Source organism: Ferrovibrio terrae, from assembly GCF_007197755.1.
GTDB classification, from domain to species: Bacteria; Pseudomonadota; Alphaproteobacteria; order Ferrovibrionales; family Ferrovibrionaceae; genus Ferrovibrio; species Ferrovibrio terrae.
Map to the genome: position 1 here is coordinate 2,813,373 of NZ_CP041636.1, position 17,189 is coordinate 2,830,561.

General features: G+C 64.8%; 17 protein-coding genes. 12 read left to right on the forward strand and 5 right to left on the reverse strand.

Going from position 1 to position 17,189, the window contains the following annotated elements:
- Positions 1 to 50 precede the first annotated feature (50 nt).
- Entirely contained in the window at positions 51 to 1,088 is a 1,038-nt protein-coding gene (gene speB, locus FNB15_RS13680) for an agmatinase (RefSeq protein WP_144069238.1), read from the forward strand.
- On the opposite strand, the gene FNB15_RS13685 is transcribed toward speB, so the two are convergent.
- From FNB15_RS13685 to FNB15_RS13700, 4 genes are all read right to left on the reverse strand, one after another.
- Positions 1,085 to 2,080, reverse strand: a complete 996-nt coding sequence (locus tag FNB15_RS13685) for an NAD(P)-dependent oxidoreductase (RefSeq protein WP_144069239.1) — start codon at positions 2,078 to 2,080, stop codon at positions 1,085 to 1,087. The genes speB and FNB15_RS13685 overlap by 4 nt on opposite strands.
- A 6-nt stretch (positions 2,081 to 2,086) precedes the next feature.
- Positions 2,087 to 3,124 (reverse strand): LacI family DNA-binding transcriptional regulator, encoded by a 1,038-nt coding sequence (locus FNB15_RS13690; RefSeq protein WP_144069240.1) that lies wholly within the window; start codon positions 3,122 to 3,124, stop codon positions 2,087 to 2,089.
- Positions 3,125 to 3,143: 19 nt separating this feature from the next.
- Complete coding sequence (locus FNB15_RS13695) at positions 3,144 to 5,027, reverse strand: TRAP transporter large permease (protein WP_144069241.1); 1,884 nt, start codon at positions 5,025 to 5,027, stop codon at positions 3,144 to 3,146.
- An 83-nt stretch (positions 5,028 to 5,110) separates the two neighbouring features.
- The gene (locus tag FNB15_RS13700; protein WP_144069242.1) at positions 5,111 to 6,148 is read right to left on the reverse strand and encodes a TRAP transporter substrate-binding protein; all 1,038 of its coding nucleotides are present in this window, start codon (positions 6,146 to 6,148) and stop codon (positions 5,111 to 5,113) included.
- Positions 6,149 to 6,447: 299 nt separating this feature from the next.
- Between FNB15_RS13700 and FNB15_RS13705 the strand changes: the two genes are divergently transcribed.
- From FNB15_RS13705 to FNB15_RS13735, 7 genes are all read left to right on the forward strand, one after another.
- On the forward strand, positions 6,448 to 6,921 hold the full coding sequence (locus tag FNB15_RS13705; protein ID WP_144069243.1) for a (2Fe-2S)-binding protein: 474 nt from the start codon (positions 6,448 to 6,450) through the stop codon (positions 6,919 to 6,921).
- Positions 6,922 to 6,938: 17 nt separating this feature from the next.
- Positions 6,939 to 9,119: a xanthine dehydrogenase family protein molybdopterin-binding subunit gene (locus FNB15_RS13710; protein WP_144069244.1), complete on the forward strand. Its 2,181-nt coding sequence runs from the start codon at positions 6,939 to 6,941 to the stop codon at positions 9,117 to 9,119.
- Positions 9,120 to 9,241: 122 nt separating this feature from the next.
- Positions 9,242 to 9,670 (forward strand): sulfur oxidation c-type cytochrome SoxX, encoded by a 429-nt coding sequence (soxX, locus tag FNB15_RS13715; RefSeq protein WP_144069245.1) that lies wholly within the window; start codon positions 9,242 to 9,244, stop codon positions 9,668 to 9,670.
- A gap of 3 nt (positions 9,671 to 9,673) precedes the next feature.
- The gene (locus FNB15_RS13720) at positions 9,674 to 10,144 is read left to right on the forward strand and encodes a SoxY-related AACIE arm protein (protein WP_246068689.1); all 471 of its coding nucleotides are present in this window, start codon (positions 9,674 to 9,676) and stop codon (positions 10,142 to 10,144) included.
- A 5-nt stretch (positions 10,145 to 10,149) separates the two neighbouring features.
- Positions 10,150 to 10,470: a thiosulfate oxidation carrier complex protein SoxZ gene (gene soxZ / locus FNB15_RS13725; protein WP_144069246.1), complete on the forward strand. Its 321-nt coding sequence runs from the start codon at positions 10,150 to 10,152 to the stop codon at positions 10,468 to 10,470.
- Complete coding sequence (gene soxA, locus FNB15_RS13730; protein WP_144069247.1) at positions 10,467 to 11,219, forward strand: sulfur oxidation c-type cytochrome SoxA; 753 nt, start codon at positions 10,467 to 10,469, stop codon at positions 11,217 to 11,219. Before soxZ ends, soxA begins: the two co-directional genes overlap by 4 nt.
- A 98-nt stretch (positions 11,220 to 11,317) precedes the next feature.
- Positions 11,318 to 12,022, forward strand: coding sequence for a hypothetical protein (locus FNB15_RS13735; protein WP_144069248.1), 705 nt, complete (start codon positions 11,318 to 11,320; stop codon positions 12,020 to 12,022).
- Here FNB15_RS13735 and FNB15_RS13740 read toward each other — a convergent pair.
- Positions 12,009 to 12,896 (reverse strand): LysR family transcriptional regulator, encoded by an 888-nt coding sequence (locus tag FNB15_RS13740; RefSeq protein ID WP_144069249.1) that lies wholly within the window; start codon positions 12,894 to 12,896, stop codon positions 12,009 to 12,011. The two genes, FNB15_RS13735 and FNB15_RS13740, sit on opposite strands and share 14 nt — an antisense overlap.
- A 133-nt stretch (positions 12,897 to 13,029) precedes the next feature.
- Here FNB15_RS13740 and FNB15_RS13745 point away from each other — a divergent pair, with 133 nt between their 5' ends.
- From FNB15_RS13745 to FNB15_RS13760, 4 genes are read left to right on the forward strand one after another with little or no spacing between them, the layout of a single operon-like run.
- Positions 13,030 to 14,022, forward strand: coding sequence for a Bug family tripartite tricarboxylate transporter substrate binding protein (locus FNB15_RS13745; protein ID WP_144069250.1), 993 nt, complete (start codon positions 13,030 to 13,032; stop codon positions 14,020 to 14,022).
- A 10-nt stretch (positions 14,023 to 14,032) separates the two neighbouring features.
- The gene (locus tag FNB15_RS13750; RefSeq protein WP_144069251.1) at positions 14,033 to 14,488 is read left to right on the forward strand and encodes a tripartite tricarboxylate transporter TctB family protein; all 456 of its coding nucleotides are present in this window, start codon (positions 14,033 to 14,035) and stop codon (positions 14,486 to 14,488) included.
- A 6-nt stretch (positions 14,489 to 14,494) separates the two neighbouring features.
- Positions 14,495 to 15,994, forward strand: coding sequence for a tripartite tricarboxylate transporter permease (locus FNB15_RS13755; RefSeq protein ID WP_144069252.1), 1,500 nt, complete (start codon positions 14,495 to 14,497; stop codon positions 15,992 to 15,994).
- Positions 15,995 to 16,020: 26 nt separating this feature from the next.
- Entirely contained in the window at positions 16,021 to 17,103 is a 1,083-nt protein-coding gene (locus FNB15_RS13760; protein WP_144069253.1) for a lactonase family protein, read from the forward strand.
- Positions 17,104 to 17,189: the final 86 nt, after the last annotated feature.

Sequence of the window (17,189 nt, forward strand, 5' to 3'; positions counted from 1 at the left end):
CAGAGGCGGTGTGACGCAAAGTCGTCACATGGCAGCCAGAGGTAGGTAACATGGACAAGGCAAAGCTGGACGCGCTACGGCAGAAATATGCGGCGGCCAAGGGCGGCGATATTTTCGACCCGCATTTCGCCAAGGTAGCGGCGCAGGTTTTCGTCGATCCCGAACAGCGCAAATGGCCGTTCGCCGATGTCGCCACCTTCGTCGGCGCACCGTATCGCCCGGTGAAGGCCGATGCCGATTTCGCCGGACTGGATTGCGCGCTGGTTGGCGTGCCGATGGATCTGGGCGTCACCAATCGCGCCGGCGCGCGACTGGGTCCGCGCGCGGTGCGCGATGTCGAACGCATCGGGCCGTATGAGCATGTTCTGAAACGCGCGCCGCTTGGCGAAATCAGCGTGGCCGATATCGGCGATGTGCCGATGCGCAGCCGGTTCGATCTGGCCTCCTGCCACGCCGATATCGAGGCCTATTACAAACGCATCCGTGCGGCAGGCGTGATCCCGCTGTCGGTCGGCGGCGATCATTCCGTCACGCTGCCGATCATGCGGGCACTCGGCGCCGGCCGGCCGCTTGGCATGGTGCATATTGATGCCCATTGCGACACCAGCGGCGAATATGAAGGCACCAAGTTCCATCACGGCGGCCCGTTCCGGCAGGCGGTGCTGGATGGCGTGCTGGATCCGGAACGCTGCATCCAGATCGGCATTCGTGGTGCTGCCGAATATCTGTGGGAATTCTCGCTCGACAGCGGCATGACCGTGATCCATGCCGAAGAGATCGACGGTATGGGCATTCCGGCCGTGATCGAAAAGGCGCGCCGTGTCGTGGGCGACGGCCCGGTCTATGTCACCTTCGATGTCGATGGCCTCGATCCGGCCTTTGCGCCGGGCACCGGCACGCCGGAAGTGGGCGGGCTGACGCCGCGCGAGGCGCAGGCGATCCTGCGCGGCCTGGCCGGTCTCGATATCGTCGGCGGCGATGTGGTGGAAGTGGCGCCGCAGTATGACGCCAGCACGGTGACGGCGCAGGCTGCCGCGCAGATGCTGTTCACGCTGCTCTGCCTGGTGGCGATCCGCAAGATCAGCTAGACGGCCACGCCCAGCCGCGCCAGCCGCTTGGCTGCTTCCGGGTTCACCGCGCCGGGCGGCAGGCGAGCCTGACTGAGCGCCTCGACCTGCTTCACCGTATCGAAGGCCTGGTGCGACACGGCTTCCGGCGTCAGGCCGCCGATATGCGGTGTGGCGATCACGTCCGGGCGCCTGGCCAGGAACGGCGAGGGCATCTGGTCGGGCGCACGGCCGACATCCATGGCAGCACCCGCCAGATGGCCGCTGTCCAGCGCCTCGGCCAAGGCTGGCTCGTCGACCAGTTCGCCGCGGGCGAGGTTGATGAAGTAGCTGCCCTTCTGCATGGCGGCAAAGGCGCGCGCATCCATCAGCTTTTCGGTCTGCGGATTGGCGGGCGCCAGGCAGACAACGAATTTCGCGTCATGCAGCAGATGGTTCAGCGCCACCTGCTTCACATGCTGGTCATCGATCTGCACGACCGGGTCGCTGGCCAGCACGGTCATGCCCAGTGCATGGGCCAGTTCGCCCAGCCGGCGGCCGATGGCGCCGTAGCCGATGATGCCGATGCTGGAATACGACAGCTGGATGCCCATGCGGACCGGCGGCGCCCGGCCGGAACGATAGGCCTGTACACCGATGCTGACGCCGCGCGCCAGATCGACCAGCATGCCGATGGCGAGTTCAGCAACCGAGTCCATGAAGCCCGCCGTGGCGCGGGTGACCAGCACGCCGGCGCGGTCGGCGGCCGCGCAGTCGATATTGCGAATATCCATGGCGCAGCGCAGGAAGGCAGCGAGATCGGGCAACTGCTCGAATACGGCGGCCTCGCCGGGCGTCTGGCGGTCCGAGACGATCACATCGCAGCCGCGCGCCTGCCTGATCAGTTCTGCGGTGGTCAGCGGCGCATTGCCCTGATGCAGTCTGACCTCGCCCAGCTTGCGCAATGCGGCCAGGGCCTCGGCGCCGTAATAGTTGCGCAGGGCGTCAGGGGTATGGGTCAGCAGGATACGCATCAAAACTCAACGTAAAGGCGGCGGCGCGACGGATTGCCGCTGCAGCAGCGTGGAGGAAAACCGGAACTCGTCCGGCGCGGTGCTGGGTTCCTTCAGGCGCAGCATGATGCGGTCCACCATGGTGCGCGCCAGATCCGGCAATGGCAGCCGGATGGTGGTGAGCGGCGGTGCCGTATAGGCGCCGAGCGGAATGCCGTCCATGCCGACCACCGACATGTCGCGCGGCAGTTCAAGCCCCTGTTCGCGCAGGCCGGCCATAAGTCCGATGGCCATCATGTCGTTGATCGCCACGGCCGCCGTCGGCCGGTCGGCATGCTGCACCAACGGTGTGGCCAGGCTCTGGCCCAGTTCGGCCATCTCTTCGTCGGCATAGTTCGACGCCGTGCTGCCGGAAATCACCACGCCCTTGAGGCCGGCTTTCTCTGCGGCCTGCAGGAAGCCTTCACGCTTTTCGGCGCGGCTGAAGGTCCAGCCCGACGGCGTCAGGAAAGCAATGGTGCGGTGGCCCTGTTCGGCCAGATGCTGGACCGCAAGACTGGCGCCGGCGACATTGTCGGCCGAGACATAATCCAGGATCGGCTGGCGGTCGCGCCGCGCATGGCTGTCGTAGCTCACCGCCACCAGGCCGCGCGAGACCGGATCCTCGAAATGCGCTTCGTCGGCCAGCGAGGAAATCACGATCACGCCGCGCACACCCTGCGACCACATGTCTTCGAGGAAGGCGCGTTCCTGCTGCGGATCGCGATAGGTATTGGCGACGATGACGCGATAGCCATGCCGCGCGCGGGCGACGATCTCGATCTCACGCGCCAGCAGGCCGTAAGACGGATTGCCCATCGAGGGCACCAGCAGGCCCAGCATCTCGATCTGGCCGGTCTTGAGCTGGCGCGCGGTGCGATTGGGCTGGAAGCCGAGTTCGGCCACCGCCTGCTGCACGCGCCCCAGCGTTTCCCGGCTCATCTTGTCGACGCGGCCGTTCAGGACGTTCGACACCGTCGAAGTCGAGACCCGGGCCAGTTTGGCGACGTCGGTGATGGTGGACATGGATCAGTGTACCGAGGCGTCAGTTCATGCCGAAGCGGGAAGGCAGCCACAGCGAGAAGCTGGGGACCAGCACGAGTATAACGAGGCCGATTGCCAGGATGGCAAGGTATTTCATCATCGGCTTCGCCACGTCCTGCACGCGGGTGCCGGTCATGGTGCAGGTGGCGAAAAGCCCGAGACCGACCGGCGGTGCAAACAGCCCGAAGCCCATGGCGATCACCATCACGGTGCCGAAATGCAGCGGATTGATGCCGAGCTGCGCGGCGATCGGCGTCAGCAGCGGACCGAAGATGATCAGTGCCGGCGCACCTTCCAGCACGGCGCCGAAGAAGATCATCACCACGGTGGCGAGCAGCAGGAACATGATGCTGCCGTAAGACTTGCCGAAGTCGATCATGGTGCCGGTGATCAGCGAGGGGATCTGCTCGATGGTCAGCGCATAGGCAAAGCCCGAGGCGGCAGCCACGATGAACAGGATGCTGCCCGACATCGCGGCCGACTGCACGAACAGACGCACCGTCACCTTTGTGGTCAGTTCGCGGAAAGCCAGGCCGCCGACCACCAGGGCGTAGACCACGGCGAAGGCGGAAATCTCGGTGGAGGTGGCAAGACCGGCCATCACGCCGCGACCGATCATCAGGATCATGAGCAGCGCCACCAGCGAACCGACGATCAGCTGGGTCAGCGAACGATCGCTGGCCTTCAGATGCTCGGGATCGACCTTGCCGCCCTTCCAGACGGCGACCACCGCCAGCAGCAGCGCCAGGAAGGCGGCCGGCACCAGGCCCGCCACGAACAAGCCACCGACCGACACATTAGCGACGAAGGCGAAGATGATCATGTTGACGCAGGGCGGGATGGTTTCCGCCATCACGGCGGTACAGGCCAGCAGGCCGGCGGTTTCATTGGGGTCCTGCCGGCTGCGGCGCACGGCGGGCATGATGATGCCGCCCACGGCCGCGATATCGGCCAGCTTGGAGCCGGAAATGCCGGAGAAGACGGCGGTGGCGACAATGGTGATCAGGTTGATGCCACCGCGCAGGCGGCCCATCATGCGCAGCAGCAGTTCGATCAGCCGCGACGACATGCCGTTGGCTTCCATGGCGAGGCCGGCCAGCACGAAGAAGGGGATCGCCAGCAGCACGAAGTGATCGGCGCCGGCCGCCACCTGCTGCGAATAGATCACCATCGGCAGCGACGGATCGGCGAGGAAATAGACCAGCGAGGCAAAGGCCAGGGCAAAGGCGATCGGCACGCCGATCACGATGCTGCCGAGGAAGCCGACCAGCAGCAGCAGCAGCGGTGAAGGCGCGCTCTCCCAGGCATAGGAATGCCAGGCGGCGATGACGGCGAAGACGATGAGCACGCCAGCGAGAGTCCCGAAGGCGAGCGGACGCGGTGCCTCGAAGGCATTGGCCAGTGCGAAGATCGCCATGCACAGGCTGCCGACCACCACCGGCCAGGCATAGATGCCGTGCGGCAGGCCGAGCGGCGTGGTCTGGCCCGCTGTATCCTCCAGCAGCATGTAGGAGGTGACCAGCAGGGCCAGCGAAACGGCGGCGACCACCCACTGGGCGACCTGCACCAGGGCGCGTTGCCAATGCGGCGGGAAGAAGCCGCGGAACACGTCAATTCCGGCATGGTGGTTGCGGCCCAGCGCCGTGGCGGCGCCAAGGAAGACCAGCATCACCATCAGCGCGCGGGCCACTTCCTCGGCCCAGTCGACCGGATCGTGCAGGAAGTAGCGATAGATCACCGAGGCGAAGACCACGGCGACATCGACAGCGAGCGCAATGCCCGCGGCATGTTCGATCACGGTGAGGCCGGTGCGCAGTCCGCCGCCAACCCGGCCGAACCGCTCATACAGAACCGGTACACCCGGTATCGCCGCGCTACTGTTCATTCTGATGCGTCTCCCTGCGGCCGGTACGCCTGCCGGGATGTCGGTCCCGGCAGGAATACTGGCATCCGTTCTTCGGTGTTTAATTAGCCACGCGCCTTGGCGATGGCGTCGAAGACCGGCTTGGTGGCGGGATACTGCGTCATGAACTGCGCATAGAGCGTGTCCGAGATCGGCTTGGCGATCGCGGCACGGTCGGCAGCCGGGAAGGCGGTGAAGGTGACGCCGAGCTTTTCGAGTTCCTTCATCGCTTCGGTTGCCTTGGTATCGGCGATGGCGCGTTCGGCGATGGTGGCCTCGCGGGCTGCCGCCAGGAAGTCGGTCTTCAAGTTGGCCGGGACTTTCGCCAGGCCGCGTTTGCCGATGGCGCAGATCATCGGGCTGAACAGATGGTCGGTGCGCAGGCAGAATTTCGACACTTCATAGAAGCGGTTCGACAGCACAGTGGCGGGATCGTGTTCGAAACCGTCCACCACGCCGGTCTGCAGCGCGGTGTAGAGCTCGTTCACCGGGATTGGCACCGGCACGGCGCCCATGATCTTGAAGGTCTCGATGAAAGCGGGCGCCGGCAGCACGCGCAGCTTCACGCTCTTCAGGCCGGCGAGGTTTTCCACCTTGCTGCGGGTGTAGACGCTGCGGGCGCCGAAATGGAAGCCCCAGCCGAGCACATTGATGCCTTTGCGTTCATCCAGCATGGCCTCGAAGGTCTTGCCGACGCCAGCATCCAGCGCCTTGGCGCCATGTGCATAGTTGTCGAACAGGAAGCCGAGATCGAGCGCGCCGAGTTCCGGCACGGCGGTGGCCCAGATCGACGAGCCGGTGATCATCATGTCGACCGAGCCGATAATGACCTGCTGCACCACATCGGCTTCCTTGCCGAGCTGGCCGTTGGGGAAGTAGTCGAGGCGGATGCGCTCGCCGACCTTGGCCTTCAGCGCCTTCTGGAACAGGTCGAACCAGATGTAATGTGCGGCATTCGGATCGACCGGCATCGAAGACGAGACGCGGAAGGTGATCGGCGCGCCCTGGGCCAGTACGGCCGGGGCGGGGAACAGGCCGGCAGCCGCGGCGCCGGCAGCAACAGTGGCACCCGTGCCGAGAAAACGGCGGCGAGAGATCGTCATGTGATGGTTTCCTTTCCCTAGTTTTTCATTTTTGTGTATCGATTTACTAAATCGATTTACCTATAAGGTGGCGAGTCTGTCAATCCCAATTCGACGCGCCTTGGCCGGACCGCGCCATTCTGTGCAGTTGCACACAGACGCGGCGGCTTTGATCGCGCTCACAAACACGTGTCTCGGAGAGAGCACCGCGGCTGGATGTATACTTCGCTCGCCCCCGAGGCCCAGGGAATCACAAGGCCAGAGAATCACTCGAGCGCAGCAGACGCTTCCCATGCGGGGAGCGGACCAGGAGGACGACAATGCCCAAGCTCAACGTCAATGGACGCGTGCGTGAATTCCAGGCCGAGGAGGACACCCCGCTGCTGTGGGTGCTGCGCGAGCAGCTGAAGCTGACCGGCACGAAATACGGCTGCGGCGTGGCACAGTGCGGCGCCTGCACCGTGCATGTCGACGGCGAAGCGGTGCGCTCCTGCGCCATGCCGGCCTCGGCCATCGACGAGAAGCAGAAGATCGTCACCATCGAGGGCCTGTCGCCCAACGGCTCGCATCCGGTGCAGAAGGCCTGGCTCGACCAGGACGTGCCGCAATGCGGCTATTGCCAGGTCGGCATGATCATGGCGGTGGCGGCGATGCTGAAAAAGACGCCGAAGCCGACCGATGCCGATATCGACAACGAGATCACCAATATCTGTCGCTGCGGCACCTACAACCGCGTGCGCAGCGCGATTCATCAGGCCGCCGGCGCTGTGCCGGCCGGTCGCACGCGCACCTGAGCGGGGAGGGAACAGCCATGACCATCATGCAGAAACTCTCGCGCCGCGCCTTCATCACGACATCGGCCGCCGCGGCCGGCGGGCTGACCGTGGGCTTCCATATTCCCGCGTTGGCGCAGCAAAAAGCCGCTGCGGCGGTGAACCCGGAGATCAATGCCTGGGTGCTGATCAAGCCCGACGACACCGTGGTGATCCGCATCGCCCGCTCCGAGATGGGACAGGGCTCGCTCACCGGCCTCGCGCAGCTGGTGGCCGAAGAACTGGACTGCAACTGGTCGAAGGTGACCACCGAATATCCCACGCCGGGCCAGAACCTCGCGCGCAACCGCGCCTGGGGTAATATGTCTACCGGCGGCAGCCGCGGCATCCGTGAGTCGCATGACTATGTGCGCAAGGGCGGCGCGGCGGCGCGCATCCTGCTGGTGCAGGCCGCGGCCGGGCAATGGAAAGTGCCGGCGGCGGAATGCTCTGCCGCCAACAGCGTGATCACGCACAAGCCGAGCAACCGCACGGTCAGTTACGGCAAGGTGGCGAGTGCGGCGGCGAAACTGACCCCGCCGACCGACATCCCGCTGAAGGATCCGAAGGACTGGAAGGTGGCCGGCAAATCGGTCAAGCGGCTCGATACCGCCGAGAAGCTGACCGGCAAGCAGATCTACGGCGTCGATCTGCAATTGCCCGGCATGCTGAATGCCGCGATCAAGGACTGCCCGGTCTTCGGCGGCAAGGTGAAGAGCTTTGATGCCGCTGGCGCGATGAAAATGCCCGGCGTGAAGAAGGTGGTGCAGGTCGGCGACACGGCGGTGGCCGTGGTGGCCGATACCTGGTGGCGCGCGAACAGCGCGCTCAACGCCATGAAGATCGAGTGGGATGAAGGCCCGAATGCCAAGGTCTCCAGCGCCACCATCGCGGCGGTGCTGAAAGAAGGCCTGGATGCCAAGGAGGCTGCTGTCGGCAACAAGGTGGGCGATATTGAAGCCGCGATGGCGGGTGCCGCAAAGAAAGTGACCGCCACCTATGGCTATCCGTTCCAGAATCACGCGACGATGGAACCGATGAACGCCACGGCGAAATACACGCCGGAGCTCTGCGAGGTGTGGACGCCGACACAGAATGGCGAGGCGGCTTTGGCTGCGGCCTCGGAAGCGTCGGGCCTGCCGCCGGCGAAATGCGAGGTCTACAAGCTGCATCTGGGCGGCGGCTTCGGTCGGCGCGGCGCGGTGCATGACTGGGTGCGTCAGGCTGTGGTCATCGCGAAGGAGATGCCCGGCACGCCCATCAAGCTGATCTGGTCGCGCGAAGAAGACATGCTGCATGGCCGCTATCATCCGATCACGCAATGCAAGCTGACCGCAGCGCTGAACGACAAGAATGAAGTGACCGGACTGCATATGCGCATTTCCGGCCAGTCGATCCTCGCCGGCATCTTCCCGCAGAACATCCGCAACGGGCTCGACCCTGTCGTCTTCCAGGGCCTCAATCCGCCCGGACCGGAAGCCTCGATCGGTTATACCTTCCCCAACCTGCTGATCGACCATGCCATGCGCAATCCGCATGTGCCACCGGGCTTCTGGCGCGGGGTGAACCTGAACCAGAACACGATCTATCTCGAATGCTTCCTCGATGAGGTGGCGCATGAGATCAAGGCCGATCCGCTGGAGCTGCGCCGCAAGCTGATGGCCAATCACCCCAAGCATCTCGCCGTGCTGAATGCGGCGGCCGAGAAAGCCGGCTGGGGCAAGCCGGCGCCGGCCGGTGTGTTCCGCGGCCTGGCGCAATGCATGGGCTTCGGCTCATACGTCGCGGCGGTCGCCGAGGTCTCGGTGGCAAAGGACGGCAAGATCAAGGTACACCGCATCGTCGCCGCCACCGATCCGGGCCATGCCGTCAATCCGCAGCAGATCGAGGCGCAGGTGGAAGGCTCCTTCGTCTATGGCCTGACGGCGGCGCTCTATGGCGAATGCACGGTGGCGAACGGCCGCATTGAGCAGGAGAATTTCGACACCTACCAGATGATGCGGATCGACGAGATGCCGAAGGTGGAGACCGTGATCGTGGCGTCGGGTGGTTTCTGGGGCGGTGTGGGCGAACCCACCATCGCCGTGGCGGCACCGGCGGTACTGAACGCGATCTTCGCCGCCACCGGCAAGCGCATCCGTGATCTGCCGATGAAGAACACCGATCTCAAGTCGGCGTAAGAGTGTTGCTAAGACTACGTCATCCCGGGCGAGCGGCAGCGAGACCCGGGATCCCATTTCCTTTTACTTCGGCTTCAAATGGGATCCCGGCTCGCGCGCCACAACTGTGGCGCTTGGCCGGGATGACGGCGTTGATCGTGGTGATGTGGGTATCGACGGGAGCGGCACAGACCCTCGTCTCCTACAGTCCGGTCGGCGATGCAATCCCGACGTCGCTCACCGGACAGCCGGGCGATGCCTTGCGTGGCCGGGCCATCGTGGTCAACCGGCAGAAGGGACTCTGCCTGCTCTGTCATACCGGGCCGTTCGCCGAGGAACGCTTCCAGGGCGATCTGGCGCCGACACTGGCAGGTGCCGGCAGCCGCTGGAACGCGGGACAGTTGCGGCTGCGGCTGGTCGACTCACGGCGCGTGAATGCCGACACGATCATGCCATCTTATTATCGTATCGACAGCCTCAACCGCGTCGGTGCGGCCTGGCAGGGCAAGCCGGTGCTGACGGCGGCCGAGATCGAAGACGTGGTGGCGTTTCTGCTGACCCTGAAGGAGTAGCGTATGAGCCAGGGATCTATGAATCGGGGGCTGATCACACGACGGAGCGCATTGGCAAGCGGCATTGGTGCCGCCAGCCTGCTGGCGCTGCGCGCACCGGCTTTCGCGACGCCCACGGAACTGGCCGGCGCGATCGCGGAATTCACCGGCAACGCACCCGTGCAGCGCGGTCGCGTCAAACTTGATCTGTCGCCGCTGGTCGAAAACGGCAATTCGGTGTCCGTCTCGGTGAAGGCTGACAGCCCGATGACGGTGCAGGACCATGTCCGCGCCATCGCCATCTTCACCGAACAGAATCCGCAGCCCAATGTGATCACCGTGCGGCTGGGGCCGCGCGCCGGCCGCGCCTTCGTCAATACCCGCATGCGGCTGGCCACCTCGCAGAAGGTGATTGCGGTGGCAGGGTTCAGCGATGGCAGCTTCTGGTCCGATCAGGTCGACGTGATCGTGACGCTCGCGGCCTGTGTGGAGTAACGATCATGGTGCGCGCACTGATCAGTGTTCCGAAGACGGCGAAAAAAGGCGAGGTCATCGAGATCAAGACGCTGATCTCGCATGTGATGGAAACCGGCTATCGCCCGGATGCCACCGGCAAGGTGGCGCCGCGCGACATCCTGCGGCGCTTCACCTGCCGCTATAACGACGAGGAAGTGTTCAGCGCCGACCTCTGGCAGGCGGTTGCCGCCAATCCCTTCATCAGCTTCACGACCGTGGCCACCGCCAGCGGTACGCTCAGCTTCACCTGGACCGGCGACAACGGCTTCTCGCAGACCGAGACGGCGGCGATCACGGTTACATGAGTCGTCTCGTCGCCATTCTCCTGCTGCTGTGCCTGCCTGCCGTCGCCGCCGAGCGCCGCTCGGGTTTCGACTTCATGAGTCCGGCGACGCAGGAGATGCAGCGCGAGGATGCGCTCAATCCCGCCATGCTCTGGGTGGCGGAGGGCGAAGCGCAGTGGAATGAAACCCCCGCCAATGGCAAATCCTGTGCCGGCTGTCATGGCGACGCGACCGCCAGCATGCGCGGCGTCGCCGCCCGCTATCCCGCTTACGACGAGCGCAGCGGCAAGGCGATCGACCTGCAGGGCCGCATCAATGCCTGCCGCGCGACGCACCAGCACCAGCCGGCGGCTTTTGATGCCGAAAGCCGGCCGCTGCTTGGTCTGGCGGCATATCTGGGCCTGCAGTCGCGCGGCCTGCCGGTGCGGGCGCCGGACGATCCCCGGCTGGCGCCAGCGCTCCGGAAGGGCGAGGCGCTGTTCCACACGGCGATGGGTCAGCTGAATTTCTCCTGCACGCAATGCCACGATGCCAACTGGGGCAAACGGCTGGCCGGTAGTCCGATTCCGCAGGCGCATCCCACCGGCTATCCGATCTATCGCCTGGAATGGCAGGACATGGGATCGCTGCAGCGCCGCCTGCGCAACTGCATGACCGGCGTGCGGGCCGAGCCATTCCCTTACGGTGCCGATGAACTGGTGGAGCTGGAGCTCTATCTCAACAGCCGGGCCGCCGGCATGGCGATGGAAACGCCAGCCGTTCGGCCTTAGGCGTTCGGCCCTGAACTGGCCACAGCCGCGGCCATTGCGTCTGCACAGGCAAACGTCGATATTCCGTCGCGCGGGCATCTCGCCCATCCGCAGGTTAAATGTCCACCCCGATCAAGCCTTTGAAGACGTCGCTGCAGGCCGGTCTGCCCGATCGCCTGAACATTGCGCTGCTGTGGCGCGCCGAACAGGCGAAAGTCAGTCTGGATGATGTCGCGGCCGCGGTCGGAATCCCGCCGGCGGCGCTGACCGCCAAATGCAGCGGCGGCGCCGATATCCTGTTCCAGGATGTCGAGGCGCTGGAGGACTATTTCACCGCCATCGGCTTTCCCGGCCTGATCGATGAAGTGCGCCGGCCGCATGGCTGGGCGACTTATCCGCTGCCGATCAGCGTCGCGCGCGACAATCCCATCGCCAGCAAGCTGCTCGACCTTGCCGCTGATATCCGAGGCGCCGGGCTGTCGCTGCCGGAATTCCTCGGCGAATGCGGGCTGCTGCCGTATGTGCATATCATGGTGAAGACCGATGATGCGATCCGAACCGTGCATTGCGGCGGCTCGGCGGCGGCCAGCGCGGTGAGCGTTGACCGCAGCATCCTCGGCCGCGACCTGCGCATGCTGAATGATCGCTCCTATGGTTACTTCCTGCACAACCACATTTCGGAACTGCTGCGGCGCGGGCAACCCGATCTGTGCCGGATCACCTCGCCGACGCTGCACTATTCGCGGCTCAGCGTGCCGGCCGGCCTGACCGTGGTCAGCTATTCCTTCGACGTCGAGGCCGCCGCGTCCTTCACGTTGCGGTAAGCGCCGGAACCTCCTCCAGCAGAACGTCCAGCGACGGATTGGTGTTGCTGCGGCGCCAGGCCATATGCAGTTCGGCCACGCGCGCGCCGATATCGATCGGCCGCAGCACCACGCCACGGAAGCGCAGGTTGATCGCCGCCTGCGGCACCAGCGCCAGACCGAGCCCGGCTTTCACCAGGCCCAGGATCGAATGGATCTGGCTGATATGCTGCACATATTGCGGCGCGACGCCGGCTTCGGTGAAAATCGTCGCGAGCAGGTCGTAGAAATAGCGCGCCTCGTAAGGCGAATAGGTGACCAGCGGCTCGCGGTCGAGATCGGCCAGCGTCACCTCGCGCACCTTGGCCAGCCAGTGGCCTGTGGGTGCTGCCAGCAGCAGCGGCTCGCGCACCACGCAACGCGAGTGCAGTTCGACCCGGCTGAAGGGCGGACGGATCAGGCCGATATCGATGCGGCCGGCGGTCAGCGCCTCCAGCTGGTCGGCCGACACCATCTCGCGAAGAACGAGATCAATGTCAGGCGCCGTCTTGCGGAAATGGGCGATCAGGCGCGGCAGGAAATCGTAACCCGACACCGCCGTGAACCCGATGGTGACCGAACCGGCATCGCCGCGTGCGGTGCGTTTGGCCGAGAGTGCTGCTGCCTCAGCCAGGCGCAGCAGGCGACGCGCCTCCGGCAGGAAACCCGCCCCGGCCCGCGTGAGAACGACCGAGCGGCTGGTGCGTTCGAATAACCGGACCTCAAGCGCATGTTCGAGCAGCTGGATCTGCCGGCTGAGTGGCGGCTGCGTGAGGTTCAGGCGCTTCGCCGCCCGGCCGAAATGCAATTCCTCGGCGACGGCGACGAAACAGCGGAGTTGGCTCAGTTCAAACATCGATCAAAAGTGGCATCGATCCAAAAAAGGTATTGATCCATCCCCAAATTAACTCACCAGCGCATAGAATGTCCAATACGATGATCGTTACCAGACGGCTGCAGACCGTCGAAACCACTTGGAGGAACGTCAGATGAAGACCCGCATGATCCGGGCTGTCGCCCTGTCGGCGCTTGCCGCCGCCGCTGTCATCGCCGCACCGCTCACCGCCGCCAATGCGCAGGACTTCAAGGGTCCGGTGCGTATCGTCGTGCCGTTTGCGCCGGGCGGCACGTCGGACATTCTCGCCCGCATGATCGGGCCGAAGCTGTCGGATGCGATCAAGACCAGCGTGGTGATCGAGAACAAGCCCGGCGCCGCCGGCAATCTCGGCGCCGAAGCCGTCGCCAAGGCCAAACCCGATGGCCATACCCTGCTGCTGATGGATGTCGGCAATCTGTCCACGGCGCCCAGCCTGTTCCCCGACCTCAACTTCAATATCCAGAAGGATCTCGCGCCGGTCGGCATGGTGATGTTCGGCCCCTATGTGCTGGCCGTGCATCCGTCGGTCGGCGTCTCGACGCCGAAGGAGCTGATCGCCTATGCCAAGGCCAATCCGGGCAAGCTGGCGGTGGCCAATTCCGGCGTCGGCGCGGTGAACCACATCACCGCCATCCAGATCGCCAAGGGCCTCGGCATCGAATGGAAGAACGTGCCCTACAAGGGCGGTGCGGCGGCCTCGCGCGCGGTGATCAGCGGCGAGAGCAACACCATCATCAACGGCACGACCGCGACGCTGCCCTTCGTGGTCAACAAGCAGCTGGTCGGCATTGCCGTCAGCGGCGACGAGCGCCTGCCGACCGCCAAGGACCTGCCGACCTTCAAGGAAGCCGGGCTCGCCGCGGGCGATGCTGGCACCTGGCAGGGCCTGCTGACCACCGGGGGTAGCCCGGCGCCGGTGGTGAAGAAGCTGAATGAGGAACTGAAGAAGATCCTCGCGCAGCCCGACGTGCAGGCGAAGATCGCCGAACAGGGCGGCGTGGTGAAGGCCGGTTCGCCGGAGGACTTCGCCAAGTGGCTCGACACCAGCATCAAGACCTGGGGCGGCGTGATCAAGGAAAACGGCCTGAAGCCGGACGCCAGCTGATCTGTCGCCAATGCCTAAGCGGATAGACTGGCCGGATCTTCTGCTCGGCCTGTTCCTGCTCCTGGTCGCGACGCTCACTCTTGTCGCGACCAGGAAGCTTGGTATCGGCACGGCCGCCAATATGGGGCCGGGCTACATGCCGCGCGTGATCGCGATTGCCGTGATGCTGTTCGGTGCATTCTTCACCGGGCGCGGCCTGCTGCGCAGCCATCTCGGCATCGCCCGCGTGCAGCTGCGGTCGCTGATCGCCATTCCGCTGGCGGTCGCGCTGTTCTCGCTGCTGGTGGAATTCGCCGGTCTGGCGATCGCCTCGCTCGTCACCATTATCGTGGCGGCTTATGCCACGCATGAATTCCGCGCCAGGGAAGCCGTGATCTTCGGCGTCGCCATCGCCGCGCTGTCGGTGCTGCTGTTCGTCCAGGTGCTGTCGCTGCCGCTGCCGATCTGGCCAGACGTGTTCGGGTAACGTGCGATGGAACTGCTCGACAACCTGATGCTGGGCCTCTCGACGGCCTTCCAGCTCAAGAATCTGATGTTCTGCCTGATCGGCGCGCTGATCGGCACCGCCATCGGCGTGCTGCCTGGCATCGGCCCGATCCCGACGATCGCATTGCTGCTGCCCTTCACTTTCGGGCTTGAACCCGCCTCGGCGATGATCATGCTCGCCGGCATCTTCTATGGTGCGCAGTATGGCGGCTCGACCACGGCGATCCTGGTCAATGTTCCGGGCGAGACATCTTCGGTGGTGACCTGCATCGACGGCCACGAAATGGCCAAGCGCGGCCGGGCAGGGGCGGCACTCGCCACCGCGGCGATCTCCTCCTTCTTCGCCGGCACGGTTGCCACCCTGGTGATCGCGCTGCTGGCGCTGCCGTTGTCCGCGCTCGCGCTCAAATTCACGGCTGTTGAATATTTCTCACTGCTGGTGCTCGGGCTGATCGCCGCCGTGGTGATGGCGCATGGCTCGGTGATGAAGTCACTGGCCATGGTGCTGCTCGGCCTGCTGATCGGCCTGATCGGCATCGACGTCAATTCGGGCGTCGCCCGCATGACGTTTGGCATCACCGAACTGTCTGACGGCATCGACTTCGTGCCGGTTGCCATGGGCTTGTTCGGTCTGGGTGAGATCATCGCCAATCTCGAACGTAAAGATGAGCGCCGCGTGGTCAGCCAGTCGATCCGCGACCTGATCCCGACCTGGGCCGATCTGAAACAGGCCTTCCCGGCCATGCTGCGCGGTACGGCGGTCGGCTCGATTCTCGGCGTGCTGCCCGGCGGCGGCGCGGCCTTGCCGCCATTCACGGCTTACGCGCTGGAAAAGAAGCTGGCGAAAGATCCCTCGCGCTTCGGCAAGGGCGCCATCGAAGGCGTGGCCGGGCCGGAAGCCGCCAACAATGCCGGTGCGCAGACCAGCTTTATTCCGCTGCTGACGCTGGGCGTGCCGTCGAATGCGCTGATGGCGCTGATGATCGGCGCGCTGATGATGCAGGGTATCCAGCCCGGCCCGCAGGTGATGACCGAGCAGCCGGTGCTGGTCTGGGGCCTGATCGCCAGCATGTGGGCCGGCAATCTCATGTTACTCGTGATCAACCTGCCGCTGGTCGGCGTCTGGGTCTCGATGCTGAAGATTCCCTATCGCCTGCTGTTTCCGGCCATCGTGCTGTTCTGCTGCATCGGCACCTATGGCATTTCCAACAGCCTGTTCAATGTCTGGCTCATGCTGGGCTGCGCGGTGATTGGCTATTTCTTCATCAAGATCGGCGTCGAGCCGGCGCCTTTGCTGCTCGGCCTCGTGCTCGGGCCGCAGCTGGAAGAGAACTTCCGCCGCGCCCTGTTGCTGGCCGATGGCGATTTCACTGTCTTTGTTCGCCACCCGATCAGCGCCGGGTTGCTGGCGGTCGTGGTGATCCTGCTGCTGGCGATGCTGTCGCCCGCCGTGCTGCGCAAACGCAAGCAAGCGCTGACTGAATAGCGCACAACAACCAAGGGGAGGACAACATGAAACCGTTCCGGACCGGATTTCTGGCGGCAGTGTTCGCCGGCGCGTTCATCACAGCAGTTCAGGCCGACACCTTCGTCTATGTCGGCAACGCCGACAGCAACGACATCCATGTCCTGAAGCTCAACACGGCCAACGGCGATCTCTCGCCGGTCCAGGTCGCGGCTTTCCCCGGCATCACCAAGGCGGGGCCGTCCACTCCGCTGGCGGTCAGCCCGGACAAGAAGCATCTGTATGCGGGCGTGCGCTCCGATCCCTTCACGGCGGTCGGCTTCGCCATCGACTCTGCCACCGGCCGGCTGCAGCACACGGCGAATGGGCCTCTCGCGGACAGCATGGCCTATATCGCCACCGACCGCACCGGCAAGCATCTGTTCAGCGCGTCCTTCGGCGGCAACAAGGTGGCGGTGAATCCGATCAGCCCGGCCGGCAGGGTGCAGGCGCCGAAGCAGGTGATCGCCACCGGACCTAACGCGCATGCGATCCTGCCCAGCAAGGACAACAAATATGTCTTTGCCACCAACATGGGCTCGGATGCGGTGCTGCAGTTCACCTTCGACGCAACTGCTGGCACGCTCTTCGCCAACACGCCGGCCGCGATCGACACGCCGGACAAGACCGGCCCGCGCCATCTCGTGTTCCATCCGAACAACAAATACGCCTATGTGATCACCGAGCTGAGCGGCGACGTGATCGCCTATAACTACGATGCGAAAGCCGGCACGCTGAAGGCGTTTCAGACCGTCAGCCTGATGCCGCCTGGTGGCGCGAAGCCCTGGGCAGCGGAACTGCGCATCACCGCCGATGGCCGCTACATCTACGGCACCGAGCGCACGACCAGCACCATCACCGGCTTCCGCGTCGATGCCACCAGCGGCAAGCTGACCAGGATCGACACCGTGCCGACGCAGAAGCAGCCGCGCGGCATGGGCATCGATCCGGGCAGCAAATATGTCTTCGCGGTCGGTGAGCAGTCGCATGCGCTCACCGCCTATCGCATCGATGGCGGCAAGCTGGTCGCGCTGAAGGAGTATCCGGTCGGCAGGAAGCCGAACTGGATCGAGGTGATCGACTTCAGGTAAGACGGAAAGGGGCGTCCCTGGCAGCGCCGGAGACGCCCCGCCGCGCCAGATAAATCCGTTTGCGGATTAATATGATGGAATTCAGT

Excerpts from the sequence above, each read along its gene's own strand:
- speB (WP_144069238.1), top strand. The coding sequence starts at position 51 with ATGGACAAGGCAAAGCTGGACGCGCTACGGCAGAAATATGCGGCGGCC.
- FNB15_RS13685 (WP_144069239.1), bottom strand. The coding sequence starts at position 2,080 with ATGCGTATCCTGCTGACCCATACCCCTGACGCCCTGCGCAACTATTAC.
- FNB15_RS13690 (WP_144069240.1), bottom strand. The coding sequence starts at position 3,124 with ATGTCCACCATCACCGACGTCGCCAAACTGGCCCGGGTCTCGACTTCG.
- FNB15_RS13695 (WP_144069241.1), bottom strand. The coding sequence starts at position 5,027 with ATGAACAGTAGCGCGGCGATACCGGGTGTACCGGTTCTGTATGAGCGG.
- FNB15_RS13700 (WP_144069242.1), bottom strand. The coding sequence starts at position 6,148 with ATGACGATCTCTCGCCGCCGTTTTCTCGGCACGGGTGCCACTGTTGCT.
- FNB15_RS13705 (WP_144069243.1), top strand. The coding sequence starts at position 6,448 with ATGCCCAAGCTCAACGTCAATGGACGCGTGCGTGAATTCCAGGCCGAG.
- FNB15_RS13710 (WP_144069244.1), top strand. The coding sequence starts at position 6,939 with ATGACCATCATGCAGAAACTCTCGCGCCGCGCCTTCATCACGACATCG.
- soxX (WP_144069245.1), top strand. The coding sequence starts at position 9,242 with ATGACGGCGTTGATCGTGGTGATGTGGGTATCGACGGGAGCGGCACAG.
- FNB15_RS13720 (WP_246068689.1), top strand. The coding sequence starts at position 9,674 with ATGAGCCAGGGATCTATGAATCGGGGGCTGATCACACGACGGAGCGCA.
- soxZ (WP_144069246.1), top strand. The coding sequence starts at position 10,150 with ATGGTGCGCGCACTGATCAGTGTTCCGAAGACGGCGAAAAAAGGCGAG.
- soxA (WP_144069247.1), top strand. The coding sequence starts at position 10,467 with ATGAGTCGTCTCGTCGCCATTCTCCTGCTGCTGTGCCTGCCTGCCGTC.
- FNB15_RS13735 (WP_144069248.1), top strand. The coding sequence starts at position 11,318 with ATGTCCACCCCGATCAAGCCTTTGAAGACGTCGCTGCAGGCCGGTCTG.
- FNB15_RS13740 (WP_144069249.1), bottom strand. The coding sequence starts at position 12,896 with ATGTTTGAACTGAGCCAACTCCGCTGTTTCGTCGCCGTCGCCGAGGAA.
- FNB15_RS13745 (WP_144069250.1), top strand. The coding sequence starts at position 13,030 with ATGAAGACCCGCATGATCCGGGCTGTCGCCCTGTCGGCGCTTGCCGCC.
- FNB15_RS13750 (WP_144069251.1), top strand. The coding sequence starts at position 14,033 with ATGCCTAAGCGGATAGACTGGCCGGATCTTCTGCTCGGCCTGTTCCTG.
- FNB15_RS13755 (WP_144069252.1), top strand. The coding sequence starts at position 14,495 with ATGGAACTGCTCGACAACCTGATGCTGGGCCTCTCGACGGCCTTCCAG.
- FNB15_RS13760 (WP_144069253.1), top strand. The coding sequence starts at position 16,021 with ATGAAACCGTTCCGGACCGGATTTCTGGCGGCAGTGTTCGCCGGCGCG.